Origin of the sequence: Polynucleobacter sp. AP-Kaivos-20-H2 (genome assembly GCF_018882215.1) — a bacterium.
In the GTDB taxonomy this organism is placed as follows: Bacteria; Pseudomonadota; Gammaproteobacteria; order Burkholderiales; family Burkholderiaceae; genus Polynucleobacter.
The window spans coordinates 309109-329691 of sequence record NZ_JACVOX010000003.1; the positions used below are offsets into that span (position 1 = coordinate 309109).

Annotated in this window: 19 protein-coding genes; 8 read left to right on the forward strand and 11 right to left on the reverse strand. The window is 47.3% G+C overall.

Translation table 11 applies throughout. The features are described from left to right. Window positions 1-8 precede the first annotated feature (8 nt). Genes lspA through ICE89_RS10125 form a run of 3 tightly spaced genes read right to left on the reverse strand, consistent with a single transcriptional unit; the run spans window position 9 to window position 4316 of the window. The gene (lspA, locus tag ICE89_RS10115; protein WP_216265791.1) at window positions 9-500 is read right to left on the reverse strand and encodes a signal peptidase II; all 492 of its coding nucleotides are present in this window, start codon (window positions 498-500) and stop codon (window positions 9-11) included. 11 nt (window positions 501-511) lie between these two features. After that, window positions 512-3391 (reverse strand): isoleucine--tRNA ligase, encoded by a 2880-nt coding sequence (ileS, locus tag ICE89_RS10120; protein ID WP_370625363.1) that lies wholly within the window; start codon window positions 3389-3391, stop codon window positions 512-514. Further along, window positions 3366-4316: a bifunctional riboflavin kinase/FAD synthetase gene (locus ICE89_RS10125; RefSeq protein WP_216265793.1), complete on the reverse strand. Its 951-nt coding sequence runs from the start codon at window positions 4314-4316 to the stop codon at window positions 3366-3368. Before ICE89_RS10125 ends, ileS begins: the two co-directional genes overlap by 26 nt. Window positions 4317-4355: 39 nt before the next feature. On the opposite strand from ICE89_RS10125, the gene purN reads away from it, so the two are divergent. From purN to ICE89_RS10140, 3 genes are read left to right on the forward strand one after another with little or no spacing between them, the layout of a single operon-like run. Continuing rightward, complete coding sequence (purN, locus tag ICE89_RS10130; protein WP_072582842.1) at window positions 4356-4985, forward strand: phosphoribosylglycinamide formyltransferase; 630 nt, start codon at window positions 4356-4358, stop codon at window positions 4983-4985. Beyond that, the gene (locus tag ICE89_RS10135; RefSeq protein WP_216262691.1) at window positions 4982-6541 is read left to right on the forward strand and encodes an RsmB/NOP family class I SAM-dependent RNA methyltransferase; all 1560 of its coding nucleotides are present in this window, start codon (window positions 4982-4984) and stop codon (window positions 6539-6541) included. The genes purN and ICE89_RS10135 overlap by 4 nt, the downstream gene beginning before the upstream one ends. Window positions 6542-6569: 28 nt before the next feature. After that, on the forward strand, window positions 6570-7763 hold the full coding sequence (locus tag ICE89_RS10140) for an acyl-CoA desaturase (protein ID WP_216265794.1): 1194 nt from the start codon (window positions 6570-6572) through the stop codon (window positions 7761-7763). A gap of 92 nt (window positions 7764-7855) precedes the next feature. Here ICE89_RS10140 and rpmG read toward each other — a convergent pair whose 3' ends face one another. The 3 genes from rpmG to radC form a co-directional block, all read right to left on the reverse strand. Beyond that, window positions 7856-8023, reverse strand: a complete 168-nt coding sequence (rpmG, locus tag ICE89_RS10145) for a 50S ribosomal protein L33 (protein ID WP_015421876.1) — start codon at window positions 8021-8023, stop codon at window positions 7856-7858. A gap of 11 nt (window positions 8024-8034) precedes the next feature. Continuing rightward, window positions 8035-8268, reverse strand: coding sequence for a 50S ribosomal protein L28 (rpmB, locus tag ICE89_RS10150; RefSeq protein WP_011903570.1), 234 nt, complete (start codon window positions 8266-8268; stop codon window positions 8035-8037). A gap of 141 nt (window positions 8269-8409) precedes the next feature. Beyond that, entirely contained in the window at window positions 8410-9108 is a 699-nt protein-coding gene (radC, locus tag ICE89_RS10155; protein WP_370625357.1) for a DNA repair protein RadC, read from the reverse strand. Window positions 9109-9138: 30 nt separating this feature from the next. On the opposite strand from radC, the gene ICE89_RS10160 reads away from it, so the two are divergent. Together ICE89_RS10160 and ispH are read left to right on the forward strand one after the other, a co-directional pair. Beyond that, on the forward strand, window positions 9139-9585 hold the full coding sequence (locus tag ICE89_RS10160; protein WP_072582845.1) for a peptidylprolyl isomerase: 447 nt from the start codon (window positions 9139-9141) through the stop codon (window positions 9583-9585). A 3-nt stretch (window positions 9586-9588) separates the two neighbouring features. Continuing rightward, the gene (ispH, locus tag ICE89_RS10165; protein ID WP_216262688.1) at window positions 9589-10530 is read left to right on the forward strand and encodes a 4-hydroxy-3-methylbut-2-enyl diphosphate reductase; all 942 of its coding nucleotides are present in this window, start codon (window positions 9589-9591) and stop codon (window positions 10528-10530) included. A gap of 2 nt (window positions 10531-10532) precedes the next feature. Here the strand turns inward: ispH and ICE89_RS10170 are convergent, their stop codons facing one another. Continuing rightward, window positions 10533-11726 carry an acetylornithine transaminase gene (locus tag ICE89_RS10170; RefSeq protein WP_216265796.1) on the reverse strand — a complete coding sequence of 398 codons (1194 nt, stop codon included), beginning with the start codon at window positions 11724-11726 and terminating at the stop codon, window positions 10533-10535. A gap of 81 nt (window positions 11727-11807) precedes the next feature. Then, window positions 11808-12848 (reverse strand): 2Fe-2S iron-sulfur cluster-binding protein, encoded by a 1041-nt coding sequence (locus tag ICE89_RS10175; protein ID WP_216265797.1) that lies wholly within the window; start codon window positions 12846-12848, stop codon window positions 11808-11810. A 27-nt stretch (window positions 12849-12875) separates the two neighbouring features. On the opposite strand from ICE89_RS10175, the gene ICE89_RS10180 reads away from it, so the two are divergent. Continuing rightward, window positions 12876-13772, forward strand: coding sequence for an SDR family oxidoreductase (locus ICE89_RS10180; protein ID WP_255558803.1), 897 nt, complete (start codon window positions 12876-12878; stop codon window positions 13770-13772). Here the strand turns inward: ICE89_RS10180 and ICE89_RS10185 are convergent. From ICE89_RS10185 to ICE89_RS10195, 3 genes are all read right to left on the reverse strand, one after another. After that, window positions 13753-15525, reverse strand: coding sequence for a glutamine--tRNA ligase/YqeY domain fusion protein (locus ICE89_RS10185; RefSeq protein ID WP_216265798.1), 1773 nt, complete (start codon window positions 15523-15525; stop codon window positions 13753-13755). The genes ICE89_RS10180 and ICE89_RS10185 overlap by 20 nt on opposite strands. An 84-nt stretch (window positions 15526-15609) precedes the next feature. Then, window positions 15610-17112 carry a tripartite tricarboxylate transporter permease gene (locus ICE89_RS10190; RefSeq protein WP_215358500.1) on the reverse strand — a complete coding sequence of 501 codons (1503 nt, stop codon included), beginning with the start codon at window positions 17110-17112 and terminating at the stop codon, window positions 15610-15612. A 19-nt stretch (window positions 17113-17131) separates the two neighbouring features. After that, a complete protein-coding gene (locus ICE89_RS10195) occupies window positions 17132-17590 on the reverse strand; it encodes a tripartite tricarboxylate transporter TctB family protein (RefSeq protein ID WP_216265799.1) in 459 nt (152 codons plus the stop codon). Between the two features lie 121 nt (window positions 17591-17711). Between ICE89_RS10195 and alaS the strand changes: the two genes are divergently transcribed. Beyond that, entirely contained in the window at window positions 17712-20336 is a 2625-nt protein-coding gene (alaS, locus tag ICE89_RS10200) for an alanine--tRNA ligase (RefSeq protein ID WP_216265800.1), read from the forward strand. After that, window positions 20333-20578 carry a sulfurtransferase TusA family protein gene (locus tag ICE89_RS10205; protein ID WP_216860449.1) on the forward strand — a complete coding sequence of 82 codons (246 nt, stop codon included), beginning with the start codon at window positions 20333-20335 and terminating at the stop codon, window positions 20576-20578. The genes alaS and ICE89_RS10205 overlap by 4 nt, the downstream gene beginning before the upstream one ends. Window positions 20579-20583: the final 5 nt, after the last annotated feature.

The window sequence follows — 20583 nt, forward strand, 5'->3', positions numbered from 1 at the left end:
GCGCCAGCTTAATGGGATTGGGCAGATTTGCCAAATGACTTGCGTAATTCACCCCAAATAACGAGGGCAGCACCGATGCAGATGGCGCTATCGGCCACATTAAATGCGGGCCAATGCCAATTGCCATAATGTAAGTCAATAAAGTCGACTACAGCACCATACATCACGCGATCTAAGACATTTCCAAGTGCGCCACCCAGAATGAAGCTCATGGCTATGCAGAGTAGCTTATCGCTTTGGTTTTTATATAGCATCCAAATAATGTAAATGGATGCTACTAGCCCAAGAATGGTGAAGAACCAGCGCTGCCAACCAGAGCCTTGCGCCAGAAATGAAAACGCTGCACCTGGATTAAAGAGGAGCAACCAGTTCATAAAAGGCAAAACGGGTTCAGGCACACCCATTTGCAAATTACTGAGCGCCGACCACTTGCTAAGTTGATCTAGCAATAACACGACGACTGCAATTGCGAGATAACGAGGTAGGGCAAGACTTTTCATATGGCTGCCACTCAAGCAAAGAGGCGGTGATCACCATCACCAAACAAGTTGCTAATACAGCGACCACATAATTCTGGATGGTCGGCATTGCTTCCTACATCTTTGGTGTGATGCCAGCAGCGACCACATTTTTTATATTGGCTACTGCGCACCAAAACTTCTAACCCCTCATTACTGAGTTCAATATTGGCGCTAGAGGTGATGGTTACAAAGCGTAAATCATCTTCTAATGAGTGGAGGATGGCGAAATCAACATCACCGACTTTGATCGTAAGTTCAGCTTGCAGCGATGAGCCTACATTGCCTGCTTCGCGCTCAATCTCAATTGCTTTAGTCACTTCAGAACGAATTTCACGAATACGATTCCATTTAGCCAGCAATTCCTCAGCATGAGCAATCTCAGGGAACTTGCCAAACTCTTCCATAAAGATCGATTCTGCAGGCTTGCTGCCTGAGCCATGGGGGAAGTCTTTCCAGGCTTCCTCTGCGGTGAAGGAGAGGAATGGTGATAGCCACTTTAAGAGGTTTTGGGTGATATGGAATAGGGCGTTCTGAGCAGCACGGCGGTCAGGAGAGTCTGGTGAGCTCGTGTAAAGACGATCCTTCAGAATATCCAAATAGAAACCACCCAAGTCCTCAGAGCAGAAAGACAGCATGCGAGCTACTGCTGGTTGGAATTCATATGCCTTGTAATGCGCCTCAGTATCACTCTGCAATTGATTAGCAAGAGCAACTGCGTAGCGATCAATCTCAAGCCACTGCTCAGCAGGCATCGTGTGCTTGCTAGGATCAAAATCTGATAGGTTGGCTAGCAAGAAGCGCAAAGTATTACGAATACGACGATAGCTCTCGGTAACGCGTTTGAGAATCTCGTCTGAGATCGTCATTTCACCTGAGTAGTCGGTAGAGGCAACCCAGAGGCGAATGATCTCAGCACCGAGTTTGTCGGCAACTTGTTGGGGCGCAATCACATTGCCTACGGATTTACTCATCTTGCGGCCTTGACCATCGACGGTAAAGCCATGCGTAAGGAGTGCCTTGTATGGCGGCTTGCCATCAAGCATGGCGCCAGTCAGCAATGAGGAATGGAACCAACCGCGGTGCTGGTCTGATCCCTCTAGATATAGATCTGCCAAACGACCGTTGGGGGTTTCTGCGTCAGCAGTTAATAACTCGTTACGGTGTGATCCACGAATGACATGCCAATGGGTTGTGCCAGAGTCGAACCAAACATCTAAGGTGTCGCGGTTCTTCTCATACTGGGCAGCTTCTTCGCCCAGTAGCTCGGCAACTTCCAATTTTTGCCAGGCTTCAATACCTTCTTTTTCTACACGCTTAGCGATTTCTTCGAGTAGTTCAACGGTGCGTGGATGTGGCTCACCACTTTCCTTGTGTACAAAGAACGCCATTGGAACGCCCCATTGGCGCTGACGTGACAAAGTCCAGTCAGGACGATTGGCAATCATGCTGTTAAGACGTTGTTTGCCCCATGCCGGAAAGAACTCAGTGTTATCGATACCCGCTAATGCAGTCTCACGCAAGCTTGCTTTGCCATCGGACGGTTTCTTATCCATGCTGGCAAACCATTGTGAGGTTGCGCGATAAATAATAGGCGACTTGTGACGCCAGCAATGCATGTATGAGTGAGTGTAAGTTTTATCGCGTAACAAGCTGCCTGCTTCGCGCATCGCTTCAACAATCTTGGGATTTGCTTTCCAGATGTATTCATTGGCGAAGAGTGGTAACCATGAGGCGTAAACACCATTACCCATCACTGGATTGAGAATGTCTTTATCGGCAAGCTTATTGGCTTTGCAGGATTTAAAGTCTTCCTCACCATAGGCGGGCGCTGAGTGAACAATGCCGGTACCCGTATCGAGCGTTACGTACTCTGCGGGATATATTGGTGAGAGTCGTTTATAGCCTTCGTGCAATGGCGCTAGCGGATGCCAGAAAGAAATGTTTTCCAATTGAGCACCTTGGCAAGTGGCAATCACTTCACCTTCTAGACCATAGTCCTGCAAGCAAATCTCAACCCGGTCCTTTGCCAGAATTAATAACTTATCGCCAACATCTACTAAAGCGTAAGTAAGTTCTGGGTGGACATTCATTGCTTGGTTAGCAGGAATGGTCCAAGGGGTTGTTGTCCAGATGACAATTTGACCTGGTTTATTTGGTAGTTCGGCAAGTCCAAATGCTTTTGCTAGTTGTGGGCGCTGTGCATCATCAAAGGCAAAGCCAACATCCACCGTTGGGTCAGTTTTGTCCTGGTATTCCACTTCGGCTTCAGCAAGTGCAGAACCGCAATCAAAACACCAGTTCACTGGTTTTAATCCACGGAAGACATATCCTTTTTCCCAGATTTTCCCAAGGGCGCGAATTTCATCAGCCTCATTGCGAAAGCTCATAGTGAGGTAGGGGTTATTCCAATCACCTAATACACCTAAGCGTTCGAAATCTTTCTTCTGTTTTTCCACTTGAACATGCGCATAGGCACGCGCTTTAGATTGCACTTCAGCAGTTGGTAGGTTCTTGCCAAATTCTTTTTCAATCTGAATTTCAATCGGCATGCCATGACAATCCCAGCCGGGTACATAAACAGAGTCAAAGCCCATAAGCCAGCGTGATTTGACGATCATGTCTTTCAAAATCTTGTTTACTGCGTGTCCGATATGAATATCGCCATTTGCATAAGGAGGGCCATCATGCAGAATGAATTTTGGTTGATTGGCATGGGCCGCACGAATCTTTTCGTAGAGCTTGTTTTTTTGCCAGCCAGCCACCCATTGTGATTCGCGCTTAGCTAGATCTCCTCGCATTGGGAAAGAAGTGTCTAGTAGATTGACGGGATAAGAGTTTTCTTTTTCAGACATAAGCTTTTTTCTGGAAATAATTTCTGGCATGCGTTGCATCTGCTGCAATCGCTTTTGTAAGGGTTTCGAGGTCTGGGTACTTCGCCTCATCGCGGATTTTTTCTAATAGTTCTACGGTAATAATTTTTCCGTAAACATCCGCGTTGTAATCAAAAATATGAGTCTCAAGTAAAACTCTGCCTTCATCCTCTACTGTTGGCCTTACGCCTAAGCTGGCTACCGCAGGCAAAGGCTTATCACTCAAGCCTAAAACTTGTGCAGTGAAGATTCCGGTCGTTGCCGGTTTGCGATGGTGGAGATGATTGGCAACTGCTAAATTCAAAGTGGGGAACCCAAGTTGACGTCCTAGCTTCTGACCATGAAGCACGTGTCCAGATATTCCGTAAGGACGCCCTAATAATTTTTCAGCTAACTGCATGTCACCAGAAGCTAGCGCAGTACGAAGTGCAGAACTAGAAATACGCTCACCATTTTCTTGAATGGTTTGGATGCTAGAGACTTTAAAGCCATATTTTTCACCAGCAGCTTTCAGACTGGCAAAGTTCCCTGCACGTTTTGCGCCATAACAAAAATCATCACCAATCAAAATCCATTTAGCGTTCAATCGTTTGACAATAATTTCTGAAACAAATTCTTCGGGCGACAGTTTGGCAAAAGCAGAGTTGAAATGCTCCACAACAATGCGATCAATTCCGAGTTCAGCAAGCGCTGCTAATTTATCGCGCAAATTGAAAATGCGGGGAGGAGCTTGTTCGGTTGAAAAGAATTCTTTTGGATGTGGCTCAAAGGTCATTACACAACTAACCAGACCTTGATCCTTGGAGTCATCAACCAACTCCTTGAGCAGGGCGCGATGACCCCTGTGCACGCCATCGAAATTACCGATGGTTAGGGCACAAGCAGGTCCTGCAGAAAACTGGGTGGGGCCACGGAATACGTTCACAAAATCGCTTTCAGGGTAGCCATCAATTATATTGTGGGCATGCCTTCTATCGTCACCTTAATCTCCGGCCGCGGATCTAATTTCGAGGCTATCGTCAAAATGGCTCAAAAAGAGCAATGGCCAGTCACTTTTGCTGGGGTTATAGCGAATCACTCGGCGGCTAAGGGCCTTGATTTTGCTCGCTCGCAGGGCATTCCGGCCTTTACCATTGAACATAAAGAGCATGCAACCCGAGAATCCTTTGATGCCGCCTTAATTGCGCAGATTGATGCCTTAGGGGCTGATTTGGTGGTTCTTGCAGGCTTTATGAGAATTTTGACTCCAGGTTTTATTCGCCATTTTGAGGGTCGCTTGATCAATATCCATCCAGCCTTGTTGCCCGCCTTCCCCGGTTTACATACCCACGAGCGGGCTCTGGAGGCTGGTGTGAAGGAGCATGGTGCCACCGTGCACTTTGTGAATGAGGGTGTGGATGAGGGTCCGATTATTTGTCAGGCCTCAGTTCCAGTGCTGGAAAGTGATGATGCTGACACCTTAGCTGCCCGTGTTTTGGCTGCTGAGCATCAAATTTACCCACGAGCCGTAAAATGGTTCCTTGATGGACGATTGCGAATAGAAGGTAATCAAGTGAAGTTACAACCCCCGGAGTCGCAATTTTTTAAATTATGAGTGCAGAACGTCCACCCCGCAGATCTAGCAGCAGACTAGCCCCACACAAAAGTTACGCGACTAAATCGAAAGATCCGCTGCGTCGTCCTGAGCGTCGCAATGCTAGCGGTAATTTAATTGCGCCAGAAGGTCAAAAGAATTTTTCCAATGCGAAAGCATTGCCGCAGCATGCAATTCATCTTGAGCGTTTACTTCCCGAATTGCTGAGTTTTGAACAGCCGGCTGACCGAGTAGTCAGTCGTTATTTCAGAGAAGAAAAACAACTCGGAAATCGCGATCGTGCTTTGATTGCTGAGAGTGCGTTCGCCATTTTGCGCCGTAAAAATGAGTTCTCTCAATTTGCTTCGAGCGGCGAAGGCTCTCAGCCTAGACGCTTAGCCCTATTGGGTTTGCTGTCCGCTTTATCAGAAGGCGGATTGGGCTCTGCTAATCGTGCAGAGAGCGCTATTGCTGACTTGGCGCACGTTCTTAAGCCCGGTGAATATGAGTGGCTGCAACGTTTTGCAACGGTTGATCCTGCGGCATTAAATCCTCTCGTGCGCAACAATTTGCCAGAGTGGTTGTGGGATGCATTTGGAAAATATCCTGGTGAAGAAGCTCGAGAAGATTTAGCTAGGTCATTAATGCATCCAGCACTGTTAGATTTACGTGCGAACACCATGAAAACCAATCGCGAAGAACTGCTTGTGCAGATGAATGCATTGGGTGGTCGCTATCAAGCAATTCCAACTCCTTATGCGCCTGATGGCGTGCGCATTATGGGCAAACCTGCTCTGCAAAATACCGCTGGTTTTAAAGCGGGTATGTTTGAAGTGCAGGATGAAGGTAGTCAGCTTTTGGCTTACTTACTCGCACCTAAACGTGGTGAGATGGTTGTTGACTTTTGCGCCGGAGCTGGCGGCAAGACTTTGGCCATTGGGGCGATCATGCGCTCTACAGGGCGTTTGTATGCTTTGGATACATCAGAGCGTCGTTTAGCGAATTTGAAGCCAAGGCAGGCGCGTAGTGGCCTTTCTAATGTGCATCCAGTGTGGATTGATAGTGAGAATGACGCCAAGATCAAACGCTTGGCCGGCAAGATTGATCGTGTCCTAGTGGATGCCCCTTGTAGTGGCATGGGTACCTTACGACGCAATCCTGACCTGAAATGGCGCCAGACCCCTACTGGAGTCTTGGAGCTCAATCAGAAGCAGATGAATATCTTGGCCTCAGCTGCACGCTTGTTAAAACCAGGCGGACGCTTGGTTTATGCCACCTGCAGCCTGTTACCCCAGGAGAATCAAGCCATTGCAGAAGATTTTCTGGCAAAACATCCTCAATTTGAGGCTGTTCCCGCAGCTGAAGTTCTTAAGCCATTGTTTCCTAAGGATAAATTACCGGTAGGTTGTAGTTCGGACAATCCTTGGTGGCAGTTATGGCCCCATATTCATGGAACGGATGGTTTCTTTGGCGCTGTATTCCAAAAGAAAGCTACTGCCCCAGTTACCAAGCTTGAAAAAGACGATGAAAAAGAGATCAAGGTCAAAAACAAGAAGACGCCTAAAGAACTAAAATAGAGTTTTAGACCTCTTTAGGGATTCCCTTTTGAATACAGCTTCAGTTTTTGATTTGCTCCTCCATTGGTTGGCTAATGGATATTTAGATTGGTCATGGTGGAAGATAGTTGTTTTCACTTTGGTAGTGACTCACATCACAATTGCTGCGGTAACCATTTTCTTGCATCGCTGCCAGGCTCACCGAGCTTTGGATCTGCATCCCATTGTTTCTCACTTCTTCCGTTTTTGGCTTTGGCTAACAACCGGTATGGTTACCAAAGAGTGGGCGGCGATTCATCGCAAGCATCACGCTAAATGTGAAACTGTTGATGATCCTCATAGCCCACAGGTTTTGGGTATTAATACAGTGCTCTCTCGTGGCGCAGAACTCTATAAACAAGAAGCAGCCAATCAAGAGACCTTGGATAAGTTTGGTCACGGCACTCCAGATGATTGGATCGAGCACAACATCTACTCCAAGTTTTCTTGGCAGGGCGTTGCCATCATGCTCATCATTGATGTGTTTTTATTTGGCGCGATTGGCCTAACAGTTTGGGCAGTGCAAATGCTTTGGATTCCGATTACTGCGGCCGGCATTATTAACGGTATCGGTCACTATTGGGGCTATCGTAATTTTGATTACGAAGATGCTTCCCGAAATATTGTGCCTTGGGGTATCTTGATTGGTGGCGAAGAGCTACACAATAATCATCACACCTTTGCAACGAGCGCAAAGCTGTCAAACAAATGGTATGAGTTTGATATTGGTTGGATGTATATCCAGATCATGAGTGCAGTTGGCTTGGCTACTGTGAAGAAGACCCCACCTAAGCCGGTACTGAGTGATTTACGTCCTGCCGATCAAAACACTTTAGAGGCCATCATTGCAAACCGCTATGAAATCATGGCTCGTTATAGCAAGACATTGCGCAACTTCTTTAGCAATGAAGTGCAACACATGCAAGTCTTGGCAACGCATTTAAGTGATGCGCGTACTTGGCTGGCTAAAGATGAAGCTCGCTTGACTGAGCAAGAGAAAGCAAAGCTTGAAGAGCTCATGGCGAGCAATGCTCAGCTTCGCAAGATGATTGAGATGCGTCGTGATCTCCAGGCTATCTGGGGTCGCTCTAACGCCACAAAAGAGCAATTGCTCTCCCAGCTGCATGCCTGGTGTCAGCGCGCTGAAGAAAGCGGCTTAACAAGCCTACGTGAGTTTTCGTTGAGATTGCGTCGTTACGCCTAAAGGAAAGATTTCTAACCAAGCGCTTGGAAGAATTTTTTGGATAATAAAAAACCCGCTGATGTAGCGGGTTTTTTATTTGCTGAAAGAAGTAATTACTTCAGCTTTGTTTCTTTGTAAGCAACGTGCTTGCGAATGGTTGGATCGAACTTCATGATCTCCATTTTCTCAGGCTTAGTACGCTTGTTTTTTGAAGTTGTGTAGAAGTGACCAGTACCTGCTGATGACTCTAACTTGATTTTTTCTCTGCCGCCTTTAGCCATTTCTGCGCTCCTTAAATTTCGCCACGTGCACGTAGATCAGACAACACAGCATCGATGCCGTTTTTGTCGATAACGCGCAAACCAGCATTGGTTAAGCGCAAGCTAATCCAACGGTTTTCAGATTCAACCCAGAAACGACGATTTTGCAAATTCGGCAAAAAGCGACGCTTCGTTTTATTGTTTGCATGGGATACATTGTTGCCAACCATCGGCTTCTTCCCAGTGACTTGGCAAACTTTTGCCATGACATAACTCCATTAATTGCGAAAAAAGAAGATTGTATCAGTCTCAGCCTATTTTCGGCTAGCCCTAAATGGCTTTGTTTGGGGGGAATTGAGCATAAAGGGGGTATCTAGGTAGAAAATTGCCTATCAAGTTAGCATTTACTATCCTTTAAGTCCAATATCCATAAGCCCAGAATCAGAAAAGGAGAAAAAACCGCTGCCACTCACAATACAGTGATCCAGGAGCTGAATATCTACCAGTTGCAAGGCATTTGCTAGTACTTTGGTAAGTTTTTGATCTGCTTCGCTCGGTAATGGATTGCCGCTGGGGTGGTTGTGGGCCACGATTAGGGCGCTCGCATTCTTAGCAAGGGCCTCCTTTAGGATTTCACGGGGGTAGATGGCTGTTTGGGCAATAGACCCCCTAAAAAGCTCATCACACTCAATCAAGTGAAGCCGGGAGTCTAAGTAGAGGCACAGAAAGACCTCATGGGGGAGGCGGCCAATTTTGGCCTGTAAAAACTCTCTGACGTGGTTGGGTGATGAAAAGATAGGGTCATGGGTCAAGCCATCCTCTAGACTTCTCTTAACCAGCTCATATGCCGCCTGAATTTGAGACCATTTAGAAAGACCCATGCCATGGAGGCATGTGAATTCTTCGGGAGTGCTGGCTAATAGTCGGGGGAGACTCCCAAAGTGATGCAGTAGATCCTTGGCAAGGGCAACAGCACTTTTGCCCTTAACCCCAACCCGCAAAAAGATGGCAAGTAGTTCTGCATCAGAAAGTGACGCTGCGCCATTTAAGCGCAGTTTTTCTCGAGGCTGCTCATTTTTTGGCCAGCCTGTAATGGGGGAATGCACAGCCAGCGCAGGCCTAGATACAATCACCTTATGACTAAGCTTACTGTTTTGCCTAATTCCTATCTGACCCTCAACTATCGGCTCACTTTGCCCAGTGGGGAGGATTACATCAACACTTTTGTCGATCGTCCTGCGACGGTTTTGATGGGGTCTGGACAATTTGCTCCTTGCTTTGAGAATGTACTGCTAGGTTTAGGTGTTGGTGAGAAAAAAAGTGCACTGCTTGCGCCAGAAGAAAGTTTTGGTGAGCGCAAAGAAGATTTAGTGCAATGGGTATCTTTGAAAGCGCTTAAAGAAGGTCGCGATGACGATGTGGAATTTAATCCTGGGGATGTGATTGAGTTCAATGCACCAGGCGGCGCTCAATACGCAGGTGTACTGCAATCGATTAATGAAGAGGGAGCCTGGTTTGACTTTAATCATCCTTTGGCAGGCAGACCGGTGACTTTTGAAGCAGAGATTGTGGCAATTTTGTAAACCATGAGCGACTTTAATAACCCAGAAATTTTGATGGCTCAGCCGCGGGGTTTTTGCGCGGGTGTAGATCGCGCAATTAATATCGTCAATGAGGCACTCATTCGTTTTGGCGCGCCAATATATGTGCGCCATGAAATTGTGCACAACGCTTATGTAGTCAATGAGTTGCGCGATAAGGGCGCGGTATTTGTAGATGAATTGCATGAGGTTCCCAAAGGCGGCATTGTTGTATTTAGTGCTCATGGCGTTTCTCAGGAAGTGCGCAAGGATGCTGAAGCGCGGGGTTTGCAGGTATATGACGCTACATGCCCCTTGGTTACCAAGGTTCACCTTGAGGTTGTCAAGATGTGTCAAGATGGCTTCACGGTATTGATGATCGGTCACGCTGGACATCCTGAAGTTGAAGGAACGATGGGGCAGGTGAAAGAAGGTGTTTTCTTGATCGAGAAAGTTGGCGATGTGGGTTCTTTGCCTTTCCCGCCCGATGAAAAGATTGCATTTGTTACCCAGACAACACTCTCAGTAGATGAGACAAAAGAAATTGTCGATGCGCTAACGATGAAGTTTCCCAATATTGTTCAGCCCCGTAAGCAAGATATTTGTTATGCCACTCAGAATCGTCAAGATGCTGTGAAATTCATGGCGCCTCAGGTTGAGGTCGTTATTGTCGTGGGAAGTGCGACAAGTTCGAACTCCAATCGCTTGCGTGAGCTTTCTGAAAAGCTCGGTGTTCCGTCTTACATGGTGGATTCACCAGATCAGTTGAAGTCAGAATGGTTCGCTGGAAAAAAACGCGTTGGCTTAACTGCAGGCGCATCGGCTCCAGAGAGCCTTGCGCAATCGATTGTTAGCCGGATTCAGGAATTTGGCCCAAGACACGTTCGGGCACTTGATGGGGTAGTAGAAGAAGTCACTTTTTCTCTACCCAAAAACCTAATTGGGTAGTGTTAGTCGACTTGCTTTAGCAGCTCACGCAGCATATTGCACATCTGACGAATTTCATCATCCGATACATTTAAAGCAGGCATAAAGCGTAACAAGTTCGGTCTTGGTGAATTAATCAGCAGTCCCTCAGGACTACGATCTCTGGCAAGATCAACTAGTTTTGGGCCAATATCTTTTCCAAGCATCAATGCGCGCAGCAATCCTTCGCCACGCTCACCTTCAAGATTAAATTCTGCACAAAGCTTGAGTAATTCAGACTTGAGCAATTCACCTTTAGATTTGACGCTATCTAAAAATCCTGGGGCTAACAGTTGCTCAATGACGCTAATACCAACAGCTGTCATGAGTGGGTTGCCGTTATAGGTCCCACCTTGATCGCCTGGCACAAAGCAAGCTACCGCATCTGTTGCCAATAGAGCTGCTAATGGAACACCACCACCAATGCCTTTACCTAAAGTCATGATGTCAGGCTCAATACCGTAGTTTTGGTAAGCAAAGAGCTTGCCGGTACGGCCGCAACCAGCCTGTACTTCATCAGCAATTAACAGAATATTATTTTCTTTAGTGAACTTGCGTAGCTCACGCATGAATTCTTGAGTAGTTGGAATCACGCCGCCTTCGCCTTGTACTGGTTCAAGCATGACTGCAACGGTTTTATCGGTCACAAGTTTCTTAACCGACTCTAAATCATTTAAATCCGCTTTAGGAAAGCCCGCTACTTGAGGAGCAAACATCGTATCCCAGTTTGGCTTTCCGGAGGCGCTCATAGTTGCTAATGTGCGACCATGAAAGCTGTGACCAAAGGTAATAATTTCAAAGGCGCCTGATTTGTTGAGTTGGCCCCATTTGCGCGCTAACTTAATGGCACCTTCATTGGCTTCAGCTCCGCTATTGGCAAAGAAGACTTTATTGAAGCAGCTGTTTTTAGTGAGAAGGTTAGATAAACTAATCATTGGTTCGTTGTAGAACGCGGGGCTTGGATTAATCAACTTCCTTGCTTGCGCATTGAGCGCTTCAATCATTCCTGGGTTGCAGTGACCTAAGCAGTTAACGGCCCAGCCTTGCAAGAAATCCAAATAGCGTTTCCCATTGTTATCCGTTAGCCATGAACCATTGCCCTCCATCATCACCACCTCTGGGCGCGGTGTAATAAACATGACTGAGTGGGTGTCAATAGTCTGAGTTGGCTTATTCATGCTGATCTGCTTGGCTTAAAAATGAAAAGTAAGGGTTCTAAAGTAATAACTCTATTATCTAACTGAATGGGTTTGCAGGCTCTAGGCTATTGCTAAATCAGCAGCGCTAGTAAATGAGTCGGCAAAGAATTCTTCCTCAGGCAGATGACATTTGGATGAAAAGTCATTTCTGGCGGCATTGACCATCACTGGGGCACCACAAGCATAGACCTGAAAACCCTTCATATCAAGATGGTCAGCCATCACAGCTTGATGGACAAAGCCAGTGCGACCTTGCCAGCCATCCTCCGCAAAGGCGTCTGAAATCACCGGGACGTATTTAAAGTCAGCAATTTCATTTTCCCAAGCTTTGCACAAATCACCTAAATACAGATCGCCAGGGCGACGTCCACCCCAGTACAAATGAATGGGTCGATGAATCTTTTTCACCCGCATTTGTTCGATGATTGATTTGATTGGGGCAAAGCCCGTGCCAGCTGCAACAAAAATAATTGGTTTCTTAGAATCTTCTCTTAAGAAAAAGCTACCCAAGGGACCTTCAAAACGAAGAATATCTTTTTCTTTTAATGCGGGCGTGACGGCACCAAACACAAAGTCAGTAAATAGGCCGCCTGGCAAATGACGAATATGCAACTCCAGTGGACCTTCTTGCTCAGGCGCATTGGCGATGGAGTAAGCACGTCGTTGGCCATCCTTAAGGAGAAACTCCAAATACTGCCCAGCCAGGAATTGAAAGCGTTCTGCAGCGGGTAGTTGAAGCTTGAGAATGGCGACATCATCACTGGGTTTGGTAATCGCGTTGACTCGGCAAGGCACCTTGCGAATCGCAATATCGCCCGCTCCTTGTACTTCACGAGCTTCAATCAGCAGGTCTGATTGGGGATGGGAGCAGCAAAACAGAATGCCACCCGCAGTCTCATCGGCCTTGCTCAGGGCGCTTTCACTATGCTGGTCATGAGTGACTTGACCTTCTAAAACTTTACCTTTGCAGGAGCCACAAGCACCATTTTTGCAGCCATAGGGCAGGTTGATGCCTTGACGAAGAGCGGCCTCCAGGAGATTCTCATCTGGATTGACGGTAAATTGTTTGCCGCTCGTTTTGAGCGTGACCTGATAAGACACTCTCATTCCTTTCAATAAATCGTTACGATGTTACTTATGCAATCTTTTGGTAAGCCTTCAATCCTGATTATTGGCTGCGGAGACATCGGTCTTCGGGTAGCTAAACAACTTTCGCGAAGCCACCGTGTCTTTGCGCTTACCTCTCAACAAAATCGCTTTCAGGAGTTGAGGGCGGTTGGCGCGATTCCTATTTTGGGTAATCTGGATAATCCAGAGTCTTTATGGCGCCTTAGCGGTTTAGCTCAAACCGTCATTCATCTAGCGCCACCGCAAAATGGTGGAAATCGTGATTGCCGAACCCGCAACCTTCTCCGAATTTTAGCCCAAGGCTCCAATACCGTCAGGCGCCTGATTTATATCAGCACCACCGGTGTTTACGGTGATCATAGGGGTGGAAAGGTGAGTGAGGCTACCCCAGTAAACCCCCAAAGTGAGCGTGCGCAAAGAAGGGTGGATGCCGAGAGGATTCTCCGTTTATGGGCGCCCGCCCATGGAGTGGCTTTGACGATTCTGCGCGTTCCCGGAATTTATGCAGCCGACCGCTTACCGATTGAGAGGCTTCAGGCGCAAACACCTGCATTACTGCCGGAGGAGGATGCTTATTCGAATCACATTCATAGCGATGATTTAGCGAGGCTAGTCTGCGCAGCGGTCTACCATGGCAAGCCTCAGCGCATCATTAATGCCTGTGATGGCGGCGAGACCAAAATGGGTGATTACTTTGATGAAGTGGCGGATGCATTTGGCTTGGAAAGACCAGTTAGATTGCCTGGCAGCGAGTTGCAGAAAATTGTTAGCCCGATGCTTTGGTCCTTTATGCGCGAGTCACGCAGGGTTACCAATCAGCGCCTACCGGAATTAAAAACACCACTACGCTATCCCAGCGTAGGACATTTTCTGAAAACTATTTCCAAGAATCCTTGAGGCTAACCGTACGGTTGAATACTGGCTTGCCAGATTTGGAGTCATTTTTGTCGGCGACAAAGTAGCCGTGACGCTCAAACTGGAATTGATCTTCTGCTTTGGCATCTTTCATGCAGGGTTCTAAGTAAGCAGCAATTGTTTGCTTTGAATTTGGATTGATCGATTCTAAGAAATTCTTGTCACCACTATCTGGGTGGGGGTCGCTAAACAGATGATCGTATAGACGCACTTCTGCAGGAATCGCTTCAGCCGCGCTGATCCAGTGAATATTGCCCTTGACCTTGTAGTTATTGGAGCCAGCAGTGCCACTCTTGCTATCGGGAAAGTGTGTCACGTTGACTTGGGTGACATTCCCTTGTGCATCGGTTTCAAAACCAGTGCATTCCACTACAAAGCCATGGCGTAAGCGAACGCGGCTACCAGGCTGGTCTCCAATTGGTGGATAAAGTCTGAAGAATCCCTTGATAGGCTCTTTCATAAAGTCATCCGCCTCAATCCACAGTTCGCGTGTGAAATGAAATTCACGATTGCCCCACTCTGGATGATTAGGATGGCGCGGTGCAGAGCAAGCTTCTTTTGCTGAGGCATCAAAGTTTTCAACGACGAGCTTGAGTGGCTTGAGCACTGCAGTAGCACGTGGAGCTCTGACTTCTAGATCATCACGTAATGCTTGATCAAGGGTGCTCATATCAATCCAGCTATCAGCTTTAGAGACGCCAATGCGCTCGCAGAACAAACGAATACTTTCAGGGGTGTAGCCACGACGACGGATGCCTACGATGGTTGGCATCCGCGGGTCATCCCAGCCCTCAACATGCTTTTCTTCTACAAGCTGCAGTAACTTACGTTTACTGGTGATGGTGTAGGTCAGGTTGAGGCGTGCGAACTCATATTGATGTGGTACCGGGTCTTTAAAGACACCCAATTCTTTTAATGAATTCACAATCCAATCGTACAAGGGGCGATTGTTCTCGAACTCTAGCGTGCAGATGGAGTGAGAGACATTCTCTAAGGCGTCAGAGATGCAATGGGTGAAGTCATATAAAGGGTAAATGCACCATTTGCTGCCCGTGCGGTGGTGATCGGTATGGCGGATGCGGTAAACCACGGGATCACGCATCACAATATTGGGATGCGTCATGTCAATTTTCAGGCGCAGTACATGCTCACCATCCTTGAACTTCCCAGCACGCATTTCACGGAATAAGGAGAGATTCTCTTCTGGGCTGCGATCGCGGTAAGGACTATTTTTTCCCGCTTGGCCAAAGTTACCTCGATTGGTATGAATGTCATCAGCACTTTGGCTATCGACATATGCTTTGCCATTCTGAATCAAGATTTCAGCAAACTCATAGAGGCGATCAAAATAATCGCTTGCATGATAAAGATGGGTTCCCCAATCAAAACCAAGCCACTTCACTGCTTCCAAAATACTGTCTGCGTACTCGACATCCTCTTTAACAGGATTGGTGTCATCTAAACGCATATTGCAGCGCGCACCTCCAGCTTGACTGTTGTAATCAGCAGCTAATCCAAAGTTCAGGCAAATGCTTTTAGCGTGACCAATATGTAAGTAGCCATTAGGCTCTGGTGGAAAGCGGGTGATGATCGATGGGATAGGCTCCCCAGCTAAATTGGTGCGCTGTGCAAAAGCCCCACTTGCCAAATCATGATCGATGATCTGGCGCAAGAAATTAGACGGTTCGGCTATAGCGCCGGTATTTGCTTTGGAAGGTTTGCTATCTTGGGACATAGCCACATTGTAGAGAAAACCCCCAGCCCATAAAGAAAAAGCCCGCAAACAGCTGCGGGCTCGTTTCTGTGAGGCGTAAAACTATCAGTCTTCGACGAAAGCCTCTTCGCGAGTCTTCTTAACCGCAGGCAGGGCCACGATCACCACCAAGAGGGCTGATGCAATGAGCAATCCCAAGGAGAGTGGGCGAGTCAAGAAGGTAGTGAAATCACCACGGGAAAGTAATAACGCGCGGCGGAAGTTCTCTTCCATCATTGGTCCTAATACGAAGCCCAAAAGCAATGGAGGCGGTTCGCAACCCAGTTTGAAGAAGAGGTAACCAATGATGCCGAAGGCAGCGGTCACGTATACGTCAAATACGGTGTTGTTTACGGTATAGACACCGATACAGCAGAAAACCAGAATGGCTGGGTACATGAAGCGATAAGGAATCTTTAGTAACTTTACCCAGATACCAATCAGGGGCAAGTTCAAGAGAATCAACATGACGTTTCCAATCCACATGGAAGCGATCAGACCCCAGAACAAGGCTGGGTTACTGGTCATTACTTGAGGACCTGGTTGAATGTTGTGAATAGTCATTGCGCCAACCATCAATGCCATCACTGCGTTTGGTGGGATACCCAAAGTCAACAATGGAATGAATGAGGTTTGAGCGGCAGCATTGTTAGCTGATTCAGGACCAGCAACACCTTCAATGGCGCCTTTACCGAACTCATGGCTGTACTTAGATGATTTTTTCTCAACCGAGTAAGCGCCAAAAGCAGCAAGTGCTGCGCCACCGCCCGGTAGGATACCTAGAATCGAACCAATCGTTGTGCCGCGCAAGATGGAGGGAATCATGCGCTTGACATCTTCCTTTGTAGGAATCATCGTGGTCATTTTGTTAAGGAAGCCTTCGTCCTCATCGGTTTTCTCAAGGTTACCCATGATCTCTGCGAAACCAAAGACACCCATCGCAACTGCAACGAAGCCAATACCATCGCTCAACTCAGGAATATCAAACGCATAACGCGAAACACCAGAGTTAACGTCAGTGCCGATCAAGCCCATTAGAAGGCCCAAGACGATCATGCCAATCGCTTTGATCAAAGAGCCGGATGCCAATACAACCGCACCGATCAAGCCCAAGATCATCAGAGAGAAGTACTCCGCTGGACCAAACTTAAATGCCAACTGTGAGAGTGGTGCAGCAAAAGCGGCCAACACTAAAGTTGCCACGCAACCCGCAAAGAATGAACCCATGCCGGCAGTGAACAATGCAACACCAGCTCGACCATTTCTGGCCATTTGGTAGCCATCGATCGCCGTCACCACCGAGGACGTCTCTCCTGGGATGTTCAACAGAATTGCTGTTGTAGAACCGCCGTACTGTGAGCCGTAGTAAATACCAGCCAACATAATTAATGCAGCGATTGGAGGCAAGGCATAAGTAGCTGGCAACAACATGGCAATCGTGGCGATGGGACCCAAGCCTGGCAATACGCCAATCAGGGTTCCCAATACGCAGCCGATCAGGCAGTACAGAAGATTTTGTAATGTAAACGCAGTATCAAAACCGAGAGCTAAGTTAGCAAATAAATCCATTTTTTAGTATCCCGGCTCGTTATTGTAAGAAGAAAGGCAGTAATGGGAACTGTAATTTCAGACCCATAACGAATACCGAGTAAGTGAAAACAATCAGAAATGTGGCATTGATTAAAGTGCCTTTCCAATGAAATTCATGACTTGCGCTGGCTGACATAAATACCAAAACGAAGACGGCTACGATAAAGCCCATCGTAGGCAAGAGGATGCCGTATGCAATGACGGATCCAGTAATGAGGCCAATAACCTTCCAATTGAAAGGAGGGATTTTTTCAATCGCTGCTTTAGCGCTGAGTGACTTCACTAGGATGAGTAAACCCAAGGCTGTCATGACTATGCCGAGCCAGAAGGGAAAGTATCCAGGACCCATTTTGGCCGCAGTTCCCATTGGATACTGGGTAGCCATGAAGGTGAAAAAGAGACCAATGACCATATACATTAGGCCAGCCCCAAAATCTTTTTGATTGCGGATTTCCAAGTTGCGCTCCTTAATTACCGACTTATTTGTCGATTTATTGATGTTGAGCGATTGTAAGGCAGGATATGGGGATCTTGTCTAGGGTTTGCCCTAGAGAGGTGCCAATGCGATAATTATTGCCATGAAAGTCTCCCAAATTCGCCAGGCCTATCTGGACTTCTTTGCCCAAAAAGGCCACCAAATCGTCCCTTCTAGCCCAGTGGTGCCAGGGGATGATCCAACACTGCTATTTACTAATGCGGGCATGAACCAATTTAAAGATGTGTTTTTGGGCTTCGATAAGCGCCCATATAACCGCGCTACGACTGCCCAGAAGTGCATCCGGGCCGGTGGCAAACACAACGATTTGGATAACGTTGGATACACCGCGCGTCACCATACCTTTTTTGAAATGCTGGGAAATTTCTCTTTTGGAGATTATTTCAAGAAGGACGCTATTCAATTTGCCTGGGATTTATTGACCCAAGTTTTCAAGTTGCCAAAAGAAAAGCTCCTAGTCACTGTCTATGCTGAAGATGACGAAGCTTATGAGATTTGGAATAAACAAATCGGGGTTCCTGCCGATCGCATTATTCGCATTGGAGACAACAAAGGCGCGCGTTACGCATCAGATAATTTTTGGATGATGGGTGACACAGGCCCTTGTGGACCTTGTACTGAAATTTTCTACGATCACGGTGAACATATTCCTGGTGGCCCTCCTGGAAGTCCTGATGAAGATGGTGATCGCTTCATCGAAATTTGGAATAACGTCTTCATGCAGTACAACCGCGACGAGGCCGGTGTAATGCATCCGCTACCTAAACCTAGCGTTGATACAGGCATGGGTCTTGAGCGCATTGCAGCAGTCTTGCAGCATGTTCACTCCAATTATGAGATCGACCTCTTCGTCAATCTCCTTAAGGCTTCTAAGGACGCGGTGGATGCGGCGGGTGGTGAAAACTGTGATGCACAAAGTCCTTCATTAAAGGTCATTGCTGACCACATCCGCGCATGTAGTTTCATTGTGGTCGATGGCGTCATTCCAGGTAACGCTGGTCGTGGTTATGTATTACGCCGCATTGCACGTCGCGCGATTCGTCATGGTTATAAGTTAGGTGCACGTAAACCATTCTTTTATCAGTTGGTACCTGCGCTTGTCAAAGAGATGGGCGAGGCTTATCCAGAGTTACGTGCAGCACAAGATAAAGTGAGTGAAGTCATTAAGCAAGAAGAAGAGCGCTTCTTCCAAACCATTGCTAATGGCATGGAAATTTTGGATGCTGCTTTAGCTGGTGGTGCAAAAGTAGTTGACGGAGAAACCGCTTTCCGCTTGCATGACACTTTTGGTTTCCCATTAGATCTAACGGCTGACGTTTGTCGTGAACGTGACGTTACTGTTGATGCCGAAGGTTTTGAAGTAGCGATGCAGAAGCAACGTGATCAAGCAAGAGCTGCAGGCAAATTCAAGGTAGCTCAGGGCCTGGATTACAAAGGCAAGCCTACGCAATTTCATGGTTATGACACCTTAAAGCATGAGGGCGCCAAAGTAACCGCCCTGTATGTAGATGGTTCTGCCGTTCCCTCTGTTAAAGCCGGTGATGCTGCCGTGATTGTTTTGGATAACACCCCTTTCTATGCTGAATCTGGCGGTCAAGTAGGTGACAAAGGCGAGCTGCGCAACGACAGTATTCGTTTTGTAGTTGAAGATACCTTCAAGATTCAGGCCGATGTATTTGGTCATCAGGGAGAAGTGCTTGAGGGCGAGCTCAAAGTAGGCGATGCAATCAATGCATTGGTAGACGCCCAGCAAAGAAACGATACGATGCGTAACCACAGCGCTACTCATATTTTGCATAAAGCCTTACGTGAAGTATTAGGTGATCATGTCCAACAAAAGGGTTCATTGGTGGATGCCACTAAGACCCGTTTTGACTTTACGCACAATGCGCCTATTACGGCCGAGCAAATTCGTCTCATTGAAGATATCGTAAATCAAGAGATTCTGGAAAATACCGCAACCTCAGGCAAAGTCATGTCTTTGGATGATGCGCAAAAGACTGGCGCCATGATGTTGTTTGGTGAGAAGTACGGCGATGAAGTGCGTGTGCTGGAGATCGGCTCTTCTAAAGAGCTCTGTGGTGGCACTCACGTATGTCGCACCGGCGATATCGGTAGCTTGAAGATTGTTTCTGAAAGTGGTGTTGCCGCTGGTATCCGCCGCGTTGAGGCTGTGACCGGCAATAACGCGCTGCATTTCTTGCAAGGTTTAGAAGACAAGATCAATGAAGCTGCGGCGATTCTCAAAACCCATCCTGGTGATTTGGTTAATCGCGTTGCGCAACTTCAAGAAAGCCTGCGTCAAGCGGGGCGCGATTTAGAAAAAGTGAACTCTAAGTTAGCTGCCAGCCAGGGCGATGAGTTGGCGGGTCAAGCCATTGATGTGAATGGTATTAAAGTCCTTGCTGCTCGAATTGATGGCGCTGATGCTGGCGTACTTCGTGAAACGATGGATGCCCTCAAAGCTAAACTCAAAACTGCTGCCATTGTGCTGGCCTCAGTGCAGGGCGATAAGGTGAGTTTAATTGCGGGCGTTACTGCTGATTCGATTGGCAAAGTTAAGGCAGGGGATCTCGTGAACTTTGTTGCTCAACAAGTAGGCGGTAAAGGTGGCGGTAAACCAGAAATGGCGATGGCCGGCGGAACTGATCCTAGTAAGCTGGGTGCGGCCTTGGACGGTGTTAAAGACTGGGTAGCAAGCAAATGAGTGAACCAGTGAATATTGCTTTTAATGCAGAGGTAGACGCGATTGGGATGAACTGCCCATTGCCTATCTTGCGTACTAAAAAAGCATTGGCAACGATGCAGTCAGGTGAGGTCTTAAAGATTAAGGCAACCGATGCGGGCGCCGCTCATGACTTCCCTGCATTTGCCAAGCAAACTGGCAATGAGTTGCTTGCAAGCACTACAGAGGGTGATGTACTGGTTTTCTTTATGAGGCGCAGATAAGAAAA